The 20,565-nt window shown below is 77.1% G+C and carries 7 protein-coding genes; 1 reads left to right on the top strand and 6 read right to left on the bottom strand.

The features are described from left to right. Positions 1 to 3: 3 nt before the first annotated feature. Positions 4 to 1,014 carry a 3-oxoacyl-[acyl-carrier-protein] synthase III C-terminal domain-containing protein gene (locus ACZ6O5_RS29925; protein WP_465981512.1) on the bottom strand — a complete coding sequence of 337 codons (1,011 nt, stop codon included), beginning with the start codon at positions 1,012 to 1,014 and terminating at the stop codon, positions 4 to 6. Between the two features lie 46 nt (positions 1,015 to 1,060). Between ACZ6O5_RS29925 and ACZ6O5_RS29920 the strand changes: the two genes are divergently transcribed. Then, on the top strand, positions 1,061 to 3,376 hold the full coding sequence (locus tag ACZ6O5_RS29920) for a lantibiotic dehydratase (RefSeq protein ID WP_465981510.1): 2,316 nt from the start codon (positions 1,061 to 1,063) through the stop codon (positions 3,374 to 3,376). Here the strand turns inward: ACZ6O5_RS29920 and ACZ6O5_RS29915 are convergent. The 5 genes from ACZ6O5_RS29915 to ACZ6O5_RS29895 are packed head-to-tail and all read right to left on the bottom strand — an operon-like array spanning position 3,344 to position 20,520. Beyond that, the gene (locus ACZ6O5_RS29915) at positions 3,344 to 8,710 is read right to left on the bottom strand and encodes a non-ribosomal peptide synthetase/MFS transporter (protein ID WP_465981508.1); all 5,367 of its coding nucleotides are present in this window, start codon (positions 8,708 to 8,710) and stop codon (positions 3,344 to 3,346) included. The two genes, ACZ6O5_RS29920 and ACZ6O5_RS29915, sit on opposite strands and share 33 nt — an antisense overlap. After that, a complete protein-coding gene (locus tag ACZ6O5_RS29910) occupies positions 8,707 to 13,071 on the bottom strand; it encodes a type I polyketide synthase (protein ID WP_465981506.1) in 4,365 nt (1,454 codons plus the stop codon). The genes ACZ6O5_RS29915 and ACZ6O5_RS29910 overlap by 4 nt, the downstream gene beginning before the upstream one ends. Next, the gene (locus ACZ6O5_RS29905; protein WP_465981504.1) at positions 13,068 to 15,371 is read right to left on the bottom strand and encodes a lantibiotic dehydratase; all 2,304 of its coding nucleotides are present in this window, start codon (positions 15,369 to 15,371) and stop codon (positions 13,068 to 13,070) included. The genes ACZ6O5_RS29910 and ACZ6O5_RS29905 overlap by 4 nt, the downstream gene beginning before the upstream one ends. After that, a complete protein-coding gene (locus ACZ6O5_RS29900; RefSeq protein ID WP_465981502.1) occupies positions 15,368 to 18,868 on the bottom strand; it encodes an acyl carrier protein in 3,501 nt (1,166 codons plus the stop codon). The genes ACZ6O5_RS29905 and ACZ6O5_RS29900 overlap by 4 nt, the downstream gene beginning before the upstream one ends. Further along, positions 18,865 to 20,520: a beta-ketoacyl synthase N-terminal-like domain-containing protein gene (locus ACZ6O5_RS29895; protein WP_465981500.1), complete on the bottom strand. Its 1,656-nt coding sequence runs from the start codon at positions 20,518 to 20,520 to the stop codon at positions 18,865 to 18,867. The genes ACZ6O5_RS29900 and ACZ6O5_RS29895 overlap by 4 nt, the downstream gene beginning before the upstream one ends. Positions 20,521 to 20,565 lie beyond the last annotated feature (45 nt).

Below are 20,565 nucleotides of genomic sequence, written 5' to 3'. Positions count from 1 at the left end.
TGCCTATACCGCGACGATGGTACAGGCCCAGTGCATGCCCCGGCCCAGCGAGATCAACGCGACCCGGTCGCCCTCGACCAGCTCCCCGGCGGCCAGCAGGCGACTCAACCCGAAGAGCTGGTCCGCGGCCCCGAGATGCCCGTGCTCGGCGGCCAGCTCCCGGTTGGTCCGGGCCAGCGGCACCCCGTGCGCCTCGGCCAGCGACGTCATGGCCCGCTCGTTGTCGCCGACCAGGATCAGCCGCGCCAGGTCGGCGACCGCGACACCGGCCCGGGCGCAGGCCCGCTCGGTGACCCGCACGGCCCGTTCGTCGAGTTCGCGGGCGAACTGCGCGAACTGCTCGGCGTCGTAGTCGAAGAACTCCATCACGTGCCACCCGTCGAGGGCGGCGGGTGGATCGCCGCCGGGCCCGAAGGGCGTGGCCGCGCCGCCGCTGTCGAGCCGGTGGAACCCGGCGTAGCGACCGTCGGTCACGGCCTCGGTGGCCAGCCAGCACAGCCGCGGGTGCCCCCGCCGGGCCACCGTGGCGACCGCGCCGTCGGAGAACACCATCGGCTGGGTGTCCATCCGGTTCCAGTACGCCTCACAGGTCCGGTTCGCGGCCACCACCAGCGCGGTGGCGTACCCCGGGTGGGTGGCGAACCGGCCCGCGACGGTGTCGAGGCTGAGCACGCCGGTGGTGCACGCCTGGGTGAGCAGCACCGCCTCGGCGTCCACCAGGCCGAGCCGGTGCGCCAAGTCGGCGGCGGCGTCCCAGTAGAGGTGTTCGGTGACGTCGGTGACGGCCAGCACCAGCAGGTCCAGCTCGGCGGCGGGCAGCGCGGCGGCGTCGAGCGCCCGGCGGGCGGCCCGTTCGGCGAGGTCGGTCAGGCCGACCGCCGGCGCGGCGCGGTGCACCTGCCGGTAGCCGTAGCCGAGGACCCGTTGCACGTCGTCGGTGTACTCCCCCACCACGTCCGCCACCGGCGCCGGGTCGCCGAGCGCCTCCCCGAAGGACACCAGCCCGAAGCTCATGTTCGCCCGTCCCGCCGTGGATCCCGTCGATGCCTACCATTGCCGGGTGCCCCGAGAGCATCTCACGCCCCTGACCGGAACCCCGTGGCACGTCTGGCGTTCCGCGCTGCTGCGCTCGGCCGGCTTCCCGGCCGCCGGGATGCGCCGGTTCGCCGCGCCCGCGCTCGCCGCCGTCGCCGACGCCCACCTCGCCGGGGCCTGCGACGAGGCCACGTTCGACGCCGCGTTCGACGCCGCCGCCGCCGAGCTGGGCCGGGCGGTTCACGACGTCGCCGGGGACGACGCGTTCCGCACGGCGCTCACCTGGCAGAACCCGGCGGTGCTGGTGGCCGTCGACGCGATCCGGCGGGACGGCCCGCACGCCCCGCGCAACCTGCGCCGGCGCCACCGGGAGGAGGTAATGGCGAAGTACTGGCAGCGCTACTGCCTCAAGAACGACACGGTCGGCTTCTTCGGCCCGATCTGCTGGACCGAGCTGGGCGGCCCGGGTCCGGTCGTCACCGTACGGCCGGGTCCGGCCCTGACCCGGGACCGCCGGGTCTTCCTGGAACGGTGGGGGCTGGACGCGCTCGGCGCGGCGTTCGCCCGCGCGGCCGGCGTCCGCGACTGGCTGCCGGTGCGCCTGTCCCCGGAGCTGACACTGCGGGACCGGGTGCTGCGGCACCCGCACCGCGCGCCGCAGGCGCTGCCGGCGGGGACGGCCGCGCTGCTGGCGCTGGCCCGGCGGCGACCGCGGGTCGGGGACCTCGTCGCCGGGCTGCTCGCGGACCCGGCCAGCGGTTTCCGTCGCGCCGCCGACGTGCACGCGCAACTCGACGCGCTCGCCGGCAGCGGCGTGCTGCGGATCGGCTTCGACCTGCCGGTCGACCTCACCGCCGAGGACGCGCTGCGCGACCAGCTCGCCGCGATCGGCGACGACGCGCTCCGCGCCCGGCTGCTCGGCGAGCTGGCCGAGGTCGGCGCGCTGCGCGACGCGGTGGCCGCCGCCGCCGACCCCGACACCCTGGCCGCGGCGATGTCCACGCTGGAGCGCCGGTTCGTCGAGCTGACCGGCCGGCCCGCGCGGCACCAGCCCGGCGAGGTGTACGCCGGGCGCACCCTGTGCCACCTGGAGACCGTACGCGACCTCGACATCCGCTTCGGCGACGCGCTGCTGCGCCGGCTCGCCCCGCTGGAACCGCTGCTGCTGTCGGCGCGGTGGCTGACGGCGGCGATCGGCGACGCGTACGCCGACGCGCTGGCCGCGCTGCACCGCGACCTGTCGGCCGACGCGGGGAGCCCGGACGTGCCCCTGGCCGACCTGTGGTTCCACGCCCAGGCGGTGGTGTTCGGGGCGGACCCGCCCAGCGCCGCCGTCACCGCCGACTTCCTGGCCCGCTGGGCGACCGTGCTCGGGCTGGCCGACGCCGATCCCGACGCCCGCGAGTTGCGCTTCGACGCCGCCGAGCTGACCGCGCGGGTCGCCGCCGCGTTCCCCGCCACCGCGCCCGGCTGGGCCGCCGCCCGGATCCACAGCCCGGACGTGCACCTGTGCGCCCCGGACGAGGCGGCGCTGCGACGCGGCGACGTCACCGTCGTGCTCGGCGAGCTGCACGTGGCCCTGGCCGCGTTCGACACGCACTTCTTCGCCCACGGCCACCCGGACCCGCAGCGGCTGCGCGACGCCATGCGCGCCGACCTGCCCGAGGGCCGGGTGCGGCTGCTGGCCCCGGTGGACTGGCCCCGGCACACCGCCCGCATCGCGGAGTGGCTGCACGGGCCCGCCGACGCGCAGCTCGGCTTCACCGGCGCCCCCGGCGCCGACCCGGACCGCCTCGTGCCGATCACCGACCTCACGGTGCGACCCGATGCCGACGGCGGCCTGCGGGCGTACGCCGGGGACGGGCGGCAGTGGCCGCTGCTGGAGGTGTTCGCGCCGCTCGTCGACCACCAGGTGTTCGACACGTGGAAGCTGGCCGGGAACGCCGGGCACACGCCCCGGGTCACCGTCGACGATCTGGTGCTGGTGCGGGAGACGTGGCGCACCACGGTCGGCGCGACCGGGCTGCACACGGTGAAGGGCGAGCGGGCGCGCTACCTCGCGGTGCGGCGCTGGCGGCGGGCGCTCGGCCTGCCCGAGCAGGTCTTCGTCCGGGTCGACACCGAACTCAAGCCCACCTTCGTGGACCTGACCAGCGGCGTCTACACCCGGCTGCTGTGCACGCTGCTGCGCGGCGCGCACGAGCGGGGCGGGGACCGGGTCGGGTTGACCGTCACCGAGCTGCTGCCCGGCCCCGGCGACGCCTGGCTGACCGACGCGGCCGGCCGGGCGTACGCCTCGGAGCTGCGGCTACAGATCGTCGACCCGGCGCCCGCGCGGTAGCCACCGCGTCGCGTCCGCCGGGGCGTCCGGGGTCTCGGTGTCGAAGTGGCGTAGCCGGCGCATGCCGTAGGCGCCCGCCGCCACCACGGCCAGCGCCAGGCCGGACACCACGAACGCGAACCCGAGCCCCCGGCCGGGGCCGGTCCCGATCAGCGCGCCGACGCTGCCGGCCAGGGCGCCGCCCGGGGCGAACATCGGTTCGAGCACGGCGCCGCTCAGTGGCACCAGCACGGCGAAGCCCAGCGGCAACGTCGCCCAGGTCAGCGTCTGGATGATCGCCAGCACCCGGCCGTGGAACCGCTGCGGCACCTTCACCTGGATGAGCGACAGGTAGATGCCGTTGTGCAGGCCCAGACCGAGGCCCACGCCGAAGCTGCCGAGCGCGATCAGCCACAGGCTCGGGCGTACGCCGCTGAGCACCAGGCTGATCGCGACCCCGAACGCGATGGCGATCAGCGCGGGCATCCGGCGTCGGGTCGGTCCACCCCAGACCGCGACCGCCAGCCCGCCCAGGACCGCGCCCAGCGCCTCGGCGAACGCCACGGTGCCGACCTGGCCCATGGTGCCGAACGCCAGCACCATCGGCGGCACCAGCAGCAGGCTGGCCAGGCAGAGGTTGTAGAGCGAGAAGAAGCCGAGCATGGCCCGGAAGCCCGGCTCCGCCCACGCCATCCGCGCCCCGCCGACCAGTTCGGCCAGGAACGGCTCCTTGCGGCGGCGGCCGAGCAGCCGGGGGAAGCGGACCACCGCGAGCACGCCGATGGCGACCGTGTAGCTCACCATGTCGATCACCAGCACCCCGGTCAGGCCGACGGCCGCGAGCAGGCCCGCCGCCAGCAGCGGCACCGCCAGCGAGCTGAGCCCCACGGCGAGCTGGGCGATGCCGTTGGCGTGGCCCAGGTAGCGCTTCGGCACGACCTGCGGGATCGCGGCCAGGTAGGTGATGCGTTGGAACACCGACGCCGCGCCGAGCACGCAGACCAGCGTGTAGACGGCGGCCAGCCCCAGCCGGTCGGTCCACAGCAGCGTGGCCAGCAGCGCCTCCGCCGTCACCGCGACCGCGCAGGCGGCGATCAGCACCCGACGCCTGTCGAACCGGTCCGCGACGGTGCCGGCGACCGGCAGCGCCAGCAGCGCCGGCAGGTAGGCGATCACCCCGGACAGGCCGAACCACAGCATCGAGCCGGTGCTCAGGTAGACCCAGACCGGCACCGCCCACTGGGTCAGCGCCGAGCCGGTGGCCGAGACGAGCTGGCTCGCGGTGAGCGCCAGGAACCGGCGTACGCCGGGTTGCACCCCGGCCTCGACGGCGGCCGGGTCGGCGCTGGTCGCGGCGAGTTCCCAGCCGTCACCGGCGACCGGGGCGGGCGCGGTGCCCGGCGCGGACAGACCCGGGTGGGTGAGCACCTCGGCGAGCGCCCGGGCCCGCTGCTTGACGAAGTAGTGCCCGGCCTGGTCGAGCACCACCAGCGCGGTGGAACCGCCGAGGAAGTCCCACTCGCGGTAGCGCTCCTCGTAGTACTCGGTGAGCACGTCGTGGGTGCCCACGACGGAGATCACCGGCGCGGGGACCCGGACCGGCTCGGCGTCCAGCCAGGCGGTGAACCGCTCCTGCGCCTCGGCCGCCTCGCGCCGCACGTGGTGGACGAACCGGTCGACCTGGGCCGGGTCCAGGTCGGCCAGCTCGGCGCCGATCGACCGCAGGAACGTCTCGTAGCGCCGGTCCGCGCCCCGCGCGTCGACCCAGTCGACCAGCCGGCCGAGCATGTTGTCCGGCCGGGCGGTGGGGAACACGCCACCGGCGTAGATCGCCTCGATCGGCCGGCCCCGCTCGTGCAGCCGCCGGGCGATGCCGGTCAGCAGCGCGCCGCCGACGCAGTGGCCGTAGAGGACCAGCGGGCCGTCCACCCGGTCCTCGATCTCGGCCACGCACCGCTCGACCAGCTCGTCGAAGGGCAGCTCGGTGTCGTCGACCCCGACGTCGTGCCCGGGGACGGCCAGCGAGTAGAGCGTGTGCCCGGGCGGCAGTTCGTCGGCCAGCGGCTGGTAGATGCTGGCCAGCCCGCCGCCGTAGGGCACGCACACGTAGGACCGCACCCGCTGCTCCGCCGGCACCGGCCGGGTCAGCTCGTAGAGCAGTGGACGCCGGCGGTCGTCGGCCGGAGCGTCGATCAGCGCGGCCAGCCCCGCCACGGTGGGGTGCTGGAACAGGTCCATCACGCCGACGTCGACCGGCCCGTACGCCGCGCGCAGCGTGGCCAGCATCCGGATCGCCAGCAGCGAGTGCCCGCCGAGGGCGAAGAAGTCGTCGTCGAGGCCGACGTCGGCGACCCCGAGCGCGTCCTGCCAGGCGGCGGCGACGGCCCGTTCGACAGGGGTGACCGGTGGGCGGTGCGCGGCGGTCCCGCCGCCGTCGGGCACCGGGTCGGGCAGCGCGGCGGTGTCCAGTTTCCCGTTGGCGGACAGGGGCAGCGCGTCCAGCGGCACGAACGCCGACGGCACCATGTAGTCCGGCAGCCGCCGCCGCAGCGCCTCCCGCAGCGCCGCCGGGTCCACCGCCCCGGCGCCCGCCGCCGGTGTCACGTACGCGACCAGGCGCTGGCCGGCGGGCGCGGCGCCGCGGACCGCGACGGCGGCGGCGCCGACGCCCGGCTGCTCGCGCAGCACGGCGGCGATCTCCCCCGGTTCGATCCGCAGTCCCCGCAGCTTCACCTGGTCGTCGAGGCGGCCGAGGTACTCCAGGGTCCCGTCGGCCCGCCAGCGGGCCCGGTCGCCGGTGGCGTAGAGCCGCCCGCCGGCCGCGCCGAACGGGTCGGGGCGGAACGCGTCGGCGGTGAGCCCGGGCCGGCGCAGGTAGCCCCGGGCCACCTGCACCCCGCCGAGGTGGAGCTGCCCGGCCACCCCGACCGGCACCGGCCGCATGGCCCGGTCGAGCACGTGGACGCGCACGTTGCGGATCGGCGCACCGATCGGCACCCGGGTGACGGCGGCCAGCGCGGCGGGCGTGGCCGCCCAGGCGGTCACGTCGATCGCCGCCTCGGTGGGCCCGTAGAGGTTGTGCAGCGACGCCGCCGGGAGCGCGGCCACGGCCCGGCGGGCGAGGTCCAGCGGCAGTTCCTCACCGCTGCACACGATCCGCCGCAGCGAGCCGCACCGGGCCAGGTCGGCGGCGTCGGCGGTGGCCAGGAACGCGTCCAGCATCGACGGCACGAAGTGGACGGTGGTGATCCGCTCGCGGGCGATCAACTCCCGCAGGTACGCCGGGTCGCGGTGCCCGCCCGGCGCGGCCAGCACCAGCCGCGCGCCCACCACGAGCGGCCAGAACACCTCCCACACCGACACGTCGAACCCGATCGGCGTCTTGTGCAGCACCGCGTCGTCCGGCCCCAACGCGAAGGCGTCCTGCATCCAGTCGAGCCGGTTGACCACGCCGTCGTGCGCGTTGACCACGCCCTTCGGTCGCCCGGTGGACCCGGAGGTGTAGATCACGTAGGCCGCGTTGCCCGGCCCGGCGGCCCGGCCCGGCACCGGTCCCGGCCGGTCCGGACCGGTCCGCGGCACCGGCCGATCCGGTCCGCCCGCCGGCACCGGCCGGTCCGGACCGGTCAACGGCAGCACCACGCCCGCCCCGGTGAGGCCGGTCGGCACCTCGTCGGCGAGCAGCACCTCCGCGCCGGCGTCGGTCAGCATGAACGCCAGCCGCTCCGGCGGATGGTCCGGGTCCAGCGGCAGGTACGCCGCGCCGGCCCGGTGGACGCCGAGCAGCCCGGCGACGAGACGGGTGGAGCGGGGCTCGTGGACGGCGACGACCGACTCGGGCCCCACCCCGTGGGCGGTCAGCCGCCGGGCCACCCGGTCGGCGGCGGCGGACAACTCGGCGTAGGTCAGCCGGGTGTCGCCGTCGACAAGCGCCACCGCGTCCGGCGTGCGCCGGACCTGGGCGTCGAACAACTCGGCCAGGGTGCTCCGGCGCACCGGGGCGGCGGTGTCGTTCCAGCCGGCCACCACCCGGTCCCGTTCGGCGTCCGACATGACCGGCAGCGCGCCCACCCGGGTCTGCGGCGACGCGACGGCGGTGGCGAGCAGCAGCAGGTATCGGTCCGCGAACGCGGCCATGCCGGCCGGCTCGAACAGCGCGGTGTCGTACTCCAGCCGCAGCTCGTCGCCGGCGATCTCCAGCGACAGGTCGTCCATCGCGCCGCCGAACGCCGCGCCGCGCCCGGTCGGCAGGTGGTGGAACGTCACCTGGTAGAGCGGCGGCAGACCGGGGTCGCGGCGCACCGCCAGGTCCTCGACCAGCTTCTGGAACGGCATGTCCTGGTGGTCCCACGCGTCGAGCACCACCCGGCGGACCCGGCGGACCAGCGTCCGGAACGGCGGATCACCGGAGACGTCGACGCGCAGCGCCAGCATGTTCATGAACATGCCGAGCAGCGGTTCCAGCTCGGCGCGGTCCCGGCCGGCCACCGGCATGCCGACCACGACGTCGTCGCTGCCCGACAGCCGGTGCAGCAACGCCACGAACGCGGCGAGCTGCACCATGAACGGGGTGGCGGCGGTCTGCCGGGACAGCTCGGGCAACGCCTCCGCCACGCCGTCGGGCAGGGCGCGGCGCACGTCGGCGCCGTGGAACGCACGCGTCGACGGGCGCGGGCGGTCGGTGGTCAGCCCGTGCACGGCGGGCAGGCCGGCCAGCGTCTCCCGCCAGTACGCGCGCAGCTCGCCCCGGCGGGGCCCGTCGAGACGGTCGCGTTCCCAGGCCGCGTAGTCGGCGTACTGGACTGGCAGGTCGGGCAGGTCCGGCGCGCGGCCCGCCACCGCGGCGGCGCACAGTTCGGTCAGCTCCGCGCGCAGGTTGAGCAGCGACGTGCCGTCGAGGATCACGTGGTGACCGGCGAAGAGCAGCCACCAGGTGTCCGCGTCGAGCCGCAGCAGCCGCGCCCGCCACAGCGGCAGGCCGTCCATCGGCAGGTCGAGGCGGGCGTACTCGGCGACGATCCCGACGCGGGCACGCTCCCGCTCCGGCGGCGGCAGCCCGGACAGGTCGGTCACCGGCAGCTCCACCGGCACGGTCGGGTGGATGTCCTGCCGGAGCTCGCCGTCCACCAGGCACAGCGTGGTGCGCAGCGCCTCGTGCCGTTCGGTGACCGTCCGCAGCGCGGCGAGCGCCTGCTCCGGGCCCGCCCCGGCCGGCAGGGTGACCGCGTCGGTCATCGTGAACAGCGGCTGCCCCGGGCTGAGCTGGGCGGTGAACCAGACCCGCTCCTGGGCGTACGAGGCGGCGGTGCGGTAGACGCCGTCGACCGGGGTGAGGTCCGGCGGCGACTCGGTCACGCCGGCCGCCCCGGCCGGCGCAGGCGCGGGATCGGTGCCTCCGCCGCCGTGGCCGGCGGGGAGGCGCGCAGCGCCTCGATCCGGGCGGCCATCGCGGCGACCGTCGGCGCGTCGAACAGCACCCGCATGGACAGCCGGGCGCCGACGGCCTGGCGGATGCGCAGCACCAGGTGCGCCGCCACCAACGAGGTGCCGCCGAGCCGGAAGAAGTCGTCGTAGGGGCCGACCTCGGCGACGCCCAGGACGTCGCGGAAGATCCCGGCGACGGTGGCGGTCAGGTCGCCGTCGACGGCGGTCGCGGTGGCGGTGGTCGCGGCGGTGACCGAGGCGAGCCGCCGCTCGTGGCCGGCGACCGCGGCCACGGTGTACGCGCCGATCGCGACCGAGCCGGCGCGGCCCTCGGCGAGGACCCGCCGCGCCGCCGCCGTCGCCGCCGCGGCGGGTAGCCCGTCGTGGTCGGGCACGCCGTCCTCCCGCCACGCGCCCCAGGCCAGCGCCACCACCCGGGTCGGCCAGCCGTGCGGGGCGCGGGCGTACGCGTCGAGGAACGCGTTGGCCGCCGTGTCGTCGACCCGGCCCAGGCCACCGGCGAGCGCGGTCACCGAGGCGCTGAGCGCCACGAAGTCCAGCGGCAGGTCACCGAAGACCTCGCGCAGCACCAGCGCGCCGGTGAGCTTCGGCCGCAGCTCCGCGGCGGCCTCCGCCAGCCGTGACCCGGCGGCCGGGCCGGTGTCCGGCCGCCGCGCGGCGTGGATGATGCCGTCGAGACCGCCGAGGTCGCGCAGCACCTCGGCGCGGACCGCCCGCATCGCGTCCGGGTCGGCCACGTCGGCGGTGAGGTGCCGCACCCGGGCGCCCGCCCGCTCCAACGCCTCGATCCGGGCGGCCGGCGGCGCGGTGGCGCGGCTCACCAGCACCAGCCGCGCGCCGGGCCGGGCCAGCTCGGCGGCGAACGCGCCGCCGACCAGGCCCGCGCCGCCCGTGATCAGATACCGCCCGCCGTCCCGGACGACCGGCCCGGAACCGGCCCGACCGCCGGCCGGCACCGCCGCGAACTCGCGCATCCAGCGACGCCCACCGAGCCGCAGCGCGACCGCCTCGGCCCGGTCGGCGCCGAGCAGCTCGTCGGCCAGCGGGTCGACCGCGGATTCGCCCGGGTCGGCGTCGATCCAGTGAGCACGCAGCCGCGGGCGTTCCAGCGGCGCCGAACGCACCACCCCGGCGACCGTCGCGTGTTCCGGGCGCAGCAGGTCGGCGCCGGTCACGTCGGCCACTCCGGCGGTCACCACGTCCAGCTCCACGTCGGTGTCCGACAGCGCCTCCAGCAGCGTCAGCAGCGCGAGGTAGCCGTGGTCCTGGGCCGCCGACACGGCCGCCACGTCGGAGCCGGCCGGATCCCCGTCGAGCGGCCAGGCGTGCACGACCCGGCCGGCGCGCTCGTCGTCGGCGCACTCGTCGAGCAGCCGGCGGTGGTCGGCGACGCTTGTCGGCCGCACCTGGTAACCGTCCGGGCGGACCGCGAAGGCCGGCCCGGGGCGGACCACCGTGACGTCGACGCCGCGTTCCCGCAGCCGCTCCGCCAGTGCCGTGCCCCGCCGGCCGGAGGCGAACAACAGCAGCGCGGCCGGCACGTCGGCGGACGCCGGGGCGGGCAGCTCACGCCAGAGGGGAACCTCGACGACGCCGTCGTCGTGGCGGCGGTCGGCGGCCGGCGCGGCGGGCGCCGCGGCCACCGGCGCCGGGTCGATCCAGTGCCGGGTCCGCTGGTACGGGTAGCCGGGCAGGGACACCCGGCGCGGCCGGCCGGGCGTGGGCAGGTGGACCGGCACCCCGGCGGTCCACAACCGGCCGGCCGCCTCGTGGGCGGTCTGCCGGTCGGTCAGCCGCTCCCCCGGCGCGGGCAGCGTGCGCAGCGGCGCGCGGGCCCCCGGCGGCAGGCTGAGCCGGGCCAGCCCGGCGAGCTGGCGGCCGGGGCCGCACTCCAGCAGCAGCCACCCGTCGGGCGGGCCGGTCGCCGCGAGGGCCGCCACCGTGGCCCCGAAGCGCACCGGCCGGCACAGTTGCTCCGCCCAGTACGCCGGGTCGGCGAGCTGCGCGGCGGTGAACGGCGCGGCGGTCGCCGCCGACCACACCGGACTCGCCGGCGCCCGGCGCGGCACCGCCGCCACCAGCGCCGCGAACTCGTCGCGCACCGGCTCCAGCAGCGGCACGTGCATCGCGTACGGCGTCCGCAGCGGGGTGCAGCCGATGCCGCGCCCGCGCAGCGTGTCGGCGAACGCGGTCACCGGCTCCGGCGCGCCGGCCAGCACGCAGGTCTGCGGCCCGTTGCTGATCGCCACCGCGACGCCGGCCGGCAGCAGCGGCGTGATCTCGTCGGCGCCGCGCTGCACGGCGAGCATCCGGCCCCCCGGCGCGGCCCGGACCAGCCGGCCCCGGGCGGCGGCGAGGCGCACCGCGTCGGGCAGGTCGAAGACCCCGGCGACGGTGGCCGCCACCAGCTCGCCGATGGAGTGGCCGAGCATCGCGGCGGGCGTGACGCCCCAGTGCCGCCACAGCGTCGCCAGCGCGTACCCGACCGTGAACAGCGCGGGTTGCAGCACCTCCGGCTCGGCCAGTCGCTCGTCGGCCCCGGGTCCCGCGCCGACGAGCAGCTCGTGCGGGTCCCGGCCGAGGACCCGGGCGCACTCCTCGACCGCGGCGGCGAAGACCGGCTCGGTCGCGGCCAGGTGCGCGCCCATGCCCGGGTGCGCCGAGCCCTGGCCGGAGAAGAGCAGACCCACCCGGGGCGGGTGCGCCGCGTCCCCGTCGCCCCGGCGTCGCGGATCGGTCAGGGCAGCCGCCGCCCGGGTCCGGTCCACCGCGACCACCGCGGCCCGGTGCCGGTAGGCCGGCCGTCCCTCCCGCAGCGTGTACGCCACGTCGCGCAACTCCAGCTCCGGCCGGTCGGTGAGGTGGGCGGCCAGCCCGGCGCACGCCGCCGCCAGCGCGGCCGGGGTCGCGGCGGACACCTGGAGCAGCTCCCCGCCGCCGTCGTCCGGTTCGGTGGGGGCGAGCGGTGGGGCCTCCTGGAGCACCAGGTGCGCGTTGGTGCCGCCGAGGCCGAGCGAGCTGACCCCGGCCCGCAGCGGGCGCTGCTCCGCCGGCTCCCACTTGGTCAGCGTCGACACCACGTAGAACGGGCTCGCCGCGAAGTCGATCTCCGGGTGGGGCCGGTCGTGGTTGATGCTGGGCGGGATCAGCCGGTGCCGCATCGACAGCACGGTCTTGATCAGGCCGACCACGCCGCCGGCCGCGCTGAGGTGACCGATGTTGGCCTTCGTCGAGCCGACCCCGCACCAGCCCCGCTCGGCGGTGCGCCGCCCGTACGCCGCGCTCAACGCCGCGATCTCGATCGAGTCGCCCAGGACCGTGCCGGTGCCGTGCGCCTCCACGTAGCTGACCGAGCGCGGGGCGACGCCGGCCACCGCGAGGGCCTGCACGACGACCTCCACCTGGCCGGTGACGCTGGGCGCGGTGAAGCCGGCCTTGGTCGCGCCGTCGTTGTTGACCGCGTTGCCGATGATCAGCGCCCGGATGTCGTCCCCGTCGGCCCGCGCGTCGGACAGCCGCTTGAGCACGACGACACCGACGCCGCTGCCGTAGACGGTGCCGTCGGCGCGTGCGTCGAACGGGCGACAGTGCCCGTCGGCGGAGGTGTAGCCCTCGTCCGCGACGTACCCGACGGCGTGCGGCAGCTCCACGCAGACGCCGCCCGCGAGCGCCGTGTCGCACTCGCCGTTGCGCAGCGCCTCGCTGGCCAGGTGCACCGCGACAAGCGACGACGAACAGGCGGTCTGCACGGTCATCGCCGGGCCGCGCAGACCGAGCCGGAACGACACGGTGCTGGCCAGGTAGTCCGGCTTGTTGCCCAACGACACCCGCAGCTCACCGGCGTCGGCCAGCGCGCGCGGGTTCCGCCGGACGTTGAGCCACTGGTAGAGGTCGGCGTTGCCGCCCGCGTACACGCCGATCTCGCCGTCGTAGCGGGCCGGGTCGCAGCCGGCGTCGGTCAGCGCGGCGTGCGCGTGTTCCAGGAACAGCCGCTGCTGCGGGTCGGCCAGCTCCGCGTCGCGCGGGCTCATCCCGAACAGGCCGGCGTCGAACTGGTCGACCTGGTCGAGCACGGCGGCCACCGGCACGTACGCCGGATCGTCGAGTTCGTCGGCGGCGACGCCCCGGGCCAGCAGTTCCGCGCGGCTGAACCGGGTGAACGACTCGGCGCCGTCGACCAGGTTGCGCCAGAACCGCTCCGCCGAGGCCGCGCCCGGCACGCGCAGGCTGAGCCCGACGATCGCGATCGGCTCCACTGTCTCGTTCGTCACGGCATGACCTCCGGCTCGGCGGCATCGCGGATGTGCAGGCGCAGCTCGCTGACGTAGTGGCGGTCCCGGCCGTCGGGCAGCCACGCCTGCGCCGGCGTGGGCAGCACCTCGGTCACCGTCACCGGCACGTCCGCGCCGCCCGCCCGCCGGGCCGCCCGCAGCATCAGGCAGAGCCGGTTGGCGTAGAGCGGGCTGGTCAGGTCGACGTACTCGGGTTTCAGCTCGGTGGCCACCCGGACGAAGACCCGCTCCGGCAGGCCCAGCGCGGCCCGCCACCGGCGTACCGCGAGGTAACGGCGCGCCGGGTCGACGGCGTCGGTCAGGCCGGTCGCCCCGACGGTGACGCGCCACGTCTCCCGGGCCAGCACCAGCCGGTCCACGGTGACCCGGGGGCTGTGCGGGCGTTCGGTGATGAGCTTGAACGCGTCGCCGGCGTGCACCGCGATCAGGTCGGAGAACACCTCGACAAGCGGCCAGCGGGTGCCGTCGGGGCCGGTCGCCACCAGCACGCCGGCCACCTCGGAGACCACCGCGGCGTTGGCCGGCACCAGCCGGTCCCGGCCCGCGCCGGGGGCGTCGGCGAACGCGAGCCGGTGGTCGTCCGGCCCGAACAGGGACGCCGACAGCCGGCCGCCGACCCGGGGGAAGTCGACCGGGTAGACCGGACGCAGCCGCGCCGGGCCCAGGTCCGCCGCGTACGCCCGGCGCAGCCGCGCCAGGTCGGGATGGCAGTGGGTGAACAGCTCGGCGTTGAACGTCGGGTACGCGGCGTGCAGCTCGCCGAGCACCGCGACGAACTCGGCGTCGGGCGACTCCGTCACGAGCTGGAGGTCCGGGCTGTGGATCCGGCCCGCGCTCCAGCCGGGGCGGGTCGCCGGGAACTCGGCCGCGACCCGGGGCGCCAGCTCGGCCGCGTCGACGGTCAGCCGCGCGGTGCCGGCGGGCAGGTCGGCGAGCCGGAGCACCCGTTCCCAGCGGGCGGCGAACTCGCGCGCGACCCGGTCGGCGGGCCGGTCGTCGGGACCGAACAACGGGCCCTGGGCGACGAACCACAGGTCCCCGAGCCGGACCGGCCCGTCAACGCTCAGGTCGTCGTGGAGGTCACGCAGCGCGTCGCCGTACGCCGTGGCCAGCTCGGCGGTGAGCCAGCGCGCGGCCCGCAACGGCAGGTCCAGCGCCGGGGCGAGGGCGTCGAGCAGGTCACGGCCGACGGTGAACTCGACGTCGCGGACGGTCTCCTCGTGGCACAGCGCCCGCCCGGCGTAGTTCTGCCCGGCCCGGCGGCGCGGCGGGCGGCCGGTCAGTCCGGTGAACTCGGTGTCCAGGGCGGCCAGCGCGGCGGCCAGCGCGGCGGGGTCACCGGCGGCGTCGGCGACGCGGTCGCGGGCGGCGGCGAGCCGGTCCAGTCCGGCGCGGGCCGGCTCCCGGGCCGCCGGATCGCCGACGGCGTCGATCCGCTCGCGCAGGCCCGCCTCCGCGGCGAAGCCCGGCGGCAGGTCGAAGTCCCAGCGCAGCAACCCCCGCTCGGCCAGGTGGGCGAGGAGCAGGAAGCCCTCCTCGGGCCGGCGCACGCCGGCCTGTTCGTCGCGGACCAGGTCGTCGACGATCTCCCGGGCGGGGCGGCGTCCGTCGCAGCGGGCCAGCGCGATCGACTCGGTGAGCGACACCGGGGCGGGACGCTGGGCGGGCCGGTGCACGACCCGCCCGTCCAGGTGGGCGTGCGGCGCCAGCCTGGGGGCCAGCCACGACCGCAGCAGCGGGTCCGCCACCAGCCGGTCGGCGTACGCGGACAGCGCCCAGTGTTCCAGGTGGACGACGCGCCGACGGAGCAGGTCGGGGCCGGGCCGGGCGGTGACGGCAGCCGGACCCGGCGCCACCACGCCCCAGCACACCGGGCCGAAGAAGCCGATGGTCTCGCACTTGGCGACGTAGCGCTGCCAGTAGCCGGCGACGACGTTCTCCCGGCCCCGGCGGCGGACGTTGCGTGGCCCGTCCGGGCCGTCGCGGACCAGCCCGTCCAGCGCCACCAGCACGTCCGGGTTCTGCCAGGTGACGGCCTCGCGGAACAGCGGGTCGGCGGCGATCCCGCACACCGCCGCCGACGCCGCCCGGGTGGCGTCGGCGTACGCGGCCGGGAACGCGGCGTCGTCCGCCTGGCCGGCGAGGTGCCGGTCGGCGGCGGCGGCGCACTCCGGGGCGGCGAAGCGGTCCAGGCCGTCGGCCGGGAACCCGGCGCCGCGCAGCAGCGCGTCCCGCCAGACCGACCAGCCGGTGTCGCCGAGGGGCACCAGGTGCGTCATTCCGGTTCACCCACCCCGGCCGGCCCGTCGGCGGCCCGGCGCAGCACCCGCTGGCGGCGCACCGCGCCCCGGCGGGCGGCCCGTTCCACCGCCGCGTCCTCGGCGCTGTCGCCGGGCGACCCGGCGGCGTGGCCGTTGTCCAGGTGCGCGGCGAGCGCGCGGACGGTCGGGTGGTGGAACAGGTCCACCACCCGCAGGTCGGTGCCGAGCAGCCGGTTGAGCTGCCGCTGCACGACGGCGACGGCCAGCGAGCCGCCGCCGACGTCGAAGAAGCTGTCCGTCGCGGCCACCTCGGGCACGCCGAGCACGTCGCACCAGACCGACGCGATCCGCCGTTCGGTGGCGGTGGCCGGGCGGGCGGCGGTCGCTCCCGGCCGGCTCGTGGCGCGGGTCACCGGCGCGGCCCGGGGCACCTCGCCCGGGCTCCCGGCGGGAACGGCCATCCAGGCGGGCAGCTCGGAGACCGGCCGCCCGGGATCGGCGGCCCCGGCGCGCAGCACCCGCTCCACCTCGCCCAGCACGGCCGCCATCAGCTCGCGGCCGTAGACGTCGGGGTTGAACACGATCTCCACCCGGAGCTGCCCGTCCCGGGTCACGCCGTACAGGGTGAGGTCGAACGGGGACCCGGGCGCGGCCACCGGCACCGGCTCGCTGGTCAGGCCGGCCAGCTCCAGTTTCGGCTCGTCGAACGTGTACATGTTGAACAGCACCTGCACCAGCGGGCTGCGGTCCAGCAGGCCGCCCAGGCCGAACCCGCCGACGACGCGTTCCACAGGCGCCTCCGGGTGGGCGAGCGCGGCGAGCAGCTCCGCCCAGGCGGCGCGGACGTGCGCGGCGAAGCCGGCCTCCGGGAGCGGACGCAGCCGCAGCGGCGCGATCTCGATGAAGAACCCGACCATCGGCGCGAAGTCGGCCGCGCGCCGGTCCACCGTCGGGGTGCCCACGAGCAGGTCGGGCAGGCCGGTACGGCGGGCCAGGACCAGCGCGAACGCGGCCAGCACGGTGGCGGCCGGGGTCGCGCCGAGCCCGGCGGCGAGGTCGGTCAGGGCGGTGGTGGCGGCCCGGTCCAGCCGGGTGCCGGCCGTCGCGCTGGCGTACGTCTGCTCGGCCGGCCGCTGCCGTCCCCCGGGCAGCTCCACCACCACGGGCGCGCCGGTCAGGTGCGCCAGCCACCAGTCCAGGTCGGACGCGCCGCGGCGTCGGGAGCGCTCCTCGCGCCACGCGACGTAGTCGCCGTAGGTGGCGGCCAGCGGCGGCAGCGGCGGCCCCTGCCCGAGCGCGGCGCGGTAGGCGGTGGCCAGGTCGGCGTGGAACAGCGACTGGGACCAGCCGTCGAACACGGCGTGGTGGGCGTAGACGGCCAGCACGTGCTCGTCGACGCCGGTCCGGATCAGCTCGGCCCGCCACAGCGCGTCGGTGGCCAGCGTGAACGGCCTCGCCGCGCCGGCCGCGAGGTGCGTGGCGAGGTCCGTGCCCGGCGGCAGGTCACGTACCGGCAGCGGCACCGGCGCGGGCGGGTCGACCACGGCGTAGGGCACGCCGTCGGTGTCGGGGATGCGCCACCGCAGGATCTGCTGGCGGTCCGCGACGGCGGTCAGCGCGGTGGCGAGGGCCGCGACGTCGAGTCCGCCGGTGAGCCGTTCGGCGAAGGCGACGTTGTAGGCGGACGCGGCGGCCGGGAAGTAGCGGTCGAGGAACCACAGCCGGCGCTGCGCCGGGGACAGGGCGGGCGGGCGCCCCTGGACGGCGGCGGTCGGGCCGGTCCCGGCGGCGGCGTCGACGCGGGCGGCGATGCCGCGCAGCGTCCGCCCGAGCAGCACGTCCTCGACCGCGACGTCCCGGCCCAGCCGCTCCCGCAGGTCGGCGACGAGCCGCATCGCAGCGATCGAGTGTCCACCGTGGTGGAAGAAGTCCGCGTCGCGGTCGACGGCCGGCGCGTTCAGCAGCGCCGACCACGCCCGCGCGACGAGGCGTTCGGTGTCGGTCGCCGGCGCCTCGCCGGTCGGCGCCGGCTCCGGCGCGGCGGCGGTGAGCGCGGCCAGCCGGTCGACGTCGATCTTGCCGTTGATGGTGACCGGCAGCGCGGGCATGGTGTGCATCCGCGCCGGCACGGCCGTCGCCGGCAGCAGCCGCGCGCAGTGGGCGCGCAGCTCGGCCACGTCCAGGCGGGTCGCCACGTACGCGACGAGTTCCGGCCCGCCGGGGCCGCCGCCCGCCTGGACGCTGGCCAGGTCGACGTCGGGGTGGCGGCGCAGCACCGCCTCCACCTCGCCCAACTCGATGCGCTGCCCGCGGATCTTGACCTGCCGGTCGGCCCGGCCGAGGAACTCCAGGTTCCCGTCCGGCAGCCGGCGGGCCAGGTCACCGGTGCGGTAGAGGCGCTGCCCGGGCCGGTCGGTGAACGGGTCCGGGACGAACCGCTCGGCGGTGCGCGCGGCGTCGAACAGGTAGCCCCGGCCGAGACCGGGCCCGCCGGCCAGCACCTCACCGATCTCGCCGGGACCGACCTCGCGGAACCGGTCGTCGACGAGGTGGATGCGGTGGTTGGCGGCCGGCCGGCCGATCGGGATGGGCCGGGTCCACACGCCGCTGCCCTCGAACCAGGTCACCAGCACGGTCGCCTCGGTCGGGCCGTAGACGCTGACGAACCGCCGGCCGCCCTCGGTCCACCGGCCGACCTGCTCCGGGCCGGTCGCCTCCCCGCCGGTCATCACCAGCCGTACGCCGGGCAGCCGGGCCGGGTCCAGCAGCGGCAGGACCGGCGGCGGCAGCACCACCACGTCGACGTCCTGCTCGGCACAGATGCGGTACAGCCGGGTCGGGTCGGCCCGCTCGGCGTCACCGGCCAGCACGACGGTGCCACCGGCGGCGAGCGGGGCGAGCAGGTCGGCCACCGACGCGTCGAACCCGATCGAGGCGAAGGCCAGGCAGCGGGTCGAGGGGCCGAAGCCGGAGAACTCCGCGATGCCGGTGACCGCCTCGGTCAGCGCCCGGTGCTCGATCACCGCCCCCTTGGGCCGCCCGGTCGACCCCGACGTGAACATCACGTACGCGGTGGTGGCCGGCGTGGCGGGCGTCGGCCGCCAGCGAACCGTCGACGCGGGTATGTCCCGCACGGTGTCATCGGCGAAGACGCCGGGCGCGACGGCCGGCGCGCCCACCACGACGCGCAGGCGGGCCTCGGCGGCCAGCTCGCGCAGTCGCGGCGCCGGCAGCGCCGGGTCGAGCGGAACGTAGCCGGCGCCGGCCGCCTGCACGCCCAGCAGCGCCACCACCAGGTCCGGGCGGCGGTCCACGCAGACGCCCACCAGGTCGTCCGGGGCGACGCCGTCCGCGCGCAGCGACGCGGCGAGGGCGGCGGCGCGGCCGACCAGGTCGGCGTAGCTCAGCGTCCGGCCGCCCTGCGTCACGGCCGGCGCGTCGGGTCGCCGGGCGGCGTGTCCGGCGACCAGGTCGGGCAGGCACATGTCGGGATACGGCAGGTGGGGGCCGGTCATCGCACCGCCTCGACCCAGTGCCGGGTCCGCTGGAACGGATAGCCGGGCAGCGGCACCCGCCGTCCCCGCGCCACCGGCAGGTCGCCACCGTCGCGCCAGGACCGGGTCGCGACGTCCTCGGCCACCGGCCCACCCCCGGCGAACGCGGTGAGCTGCGCGACCGCCTCCGGCACGTCGGCGCACCCGACCGCGCCCCGGTAAGCCAGCCGCCGCCGGCCCACCGCCAGCGTGTACGCCACGTCGGCGACCGCGACGTCGCCCTCGGTCAGCCGCGTGGCCAGTCGCCCGGCCAGCTCCCGCAACGCGGTCGGGCTGCCCGCCGACAGGCCGAGCACCACCCGTTCGCCGGCGGCGGCCGGACCGTCCCGGTCGCCCGCGGCATCCGCCTGCTCCACCAGCACGTGCGCGTTGGTGCCGCCGAGGCCGAACGAGCTGACCCCGGCCCGCCGCGGCCCGTCCCACGACCGGGTCCGCGCGGTCACCTCGATGCCCGCCGCGGCCGGGTCGACGTCGCGGTGCGCGCCGGTGAAGTGCGCCGTGCCCGGCACCTGCCCGGTCCGGACCGCGTACGCGGCCTTGATCAGTGAGATCACGCCGGCGGCGGCGTCCAGGTTGCCGACGTTGCCCTTCACCGAGCCGAGCAGCAGCGGGGCCCGGCTCCCCCGCCGGGCCCGGGCCAGCGCCTCGACCTCGATCGCGTCACCGACCGGCGTGCCGGTGCCGTGGCCCTCCAGGTAGCCCACGTCGGCCGGATCCCAGCCCACCGACGCCAACGCCTCCGCCAGCACCGCCGCCTGCCCGGCCACGCCCGGCACGGTGAAGCCGGGCCGGTCCGCGCCGTCGTTGTTCACCGCCCAACCGGCCAGGACGGCGTGCACGTGGTCGCCGTCGGCGCGCGCGTCGGCGAGCCGTTTGAGCACCACCGCGCCCGCGCCGTTGCCGAACACCTGCCCGGTGGCCGCCGCGTCGTAGGGGCGGCACACCCCGTCGGTGGCCAGCAGGCCGCCCGGCCGCAGGCGGTAGCCGGCCTGCCGGGTCGACACCACCGCCGCCCCACCGGCGACCACCACGTCGCAGCGGTAGTCCAGCAGGCTCTGCGCGGCCTGGCAGACCGCGACCAGCGAGGTCGAGCAGGCGGTCCGGACCGCCACCGCCGGCCCGGTCAGGCCCAGCGCGAACGCGGCACGGGTCGGCAGGTAGTCGCCGTCGGCGCCGGTCAGCACGTCGTCCCAGTCCTCGGCCAGGTCCCCGGCGGCGGGCCGCAGGGCCGGGCTGCCCAGCAGGTGGTGACGCAGGTAGCGGTTGGGGCCGCAGCCGGCGAACACGCCGATCTGGGCCGGGTCGCGGTCGGGGTCGATGCCGGCGTCCTCCAGCGCGTGCCAGGCCACCTCCAGGAACAGCCGGTGCTGCGGGTCGAGCAGCGCCGCCGCCCCGGCCGGGTAGCCGAACAGGTCCGCGTCGAAACCCGCCAGGTCGTCGAGCCGGCCGAACACCGGCACCCAGTCGGGGTCGGTGGGCGCGCCGGCGGCGGCGGTCAGCCGGCGTACCGACACCGTGCCGGCCAGCAGGTTGCGCCACAGGGTGACCGCGTCGTCCGCGCCGGGCACCCGGCAGGCCAGCCCCACCACCGCGATCCGGTCGTCCTCACTCACGGCGCCTGCCTCTCGTTCGCGACTGCGGGACTCCGCTGCGCTGCG

The sequence above is a fragment of the Micromonospora sp. NPDC049201 genome (genome assembly GCF_055586805.1).
Note: the sequence above shows the minus strand (reverse complement) of the source record. Positions and strands in the feature narration are given on the sequence as shown.

Bases quoted from the DNA above. Each gene is read 5' to 3' on its own strand.
- ACZ6O5_RS29925 (WP_465981512.1), bottom strand. From the start codon at position 1,014: ATGAGCTTCGGGCTGGTGTCCTTCGGGGAGGCGCTCGGCGACCCGGCG.
- ACZ6O5_RS29905 (WP_465981504.1), bottom strand. From the start codon at position 15,371: ATGACGCACCTGGTGCCCCTCGGCGACACCGGCTGGTCGGTCTGGCGG.
- ACZ6O5_RS29900 (WP_465981502.1), bottom strand. From the start codon at position 18,868: ATGACCGGCCCCCACCTGCCGTATCCCGACATGTGCCTGCCCGACCTG.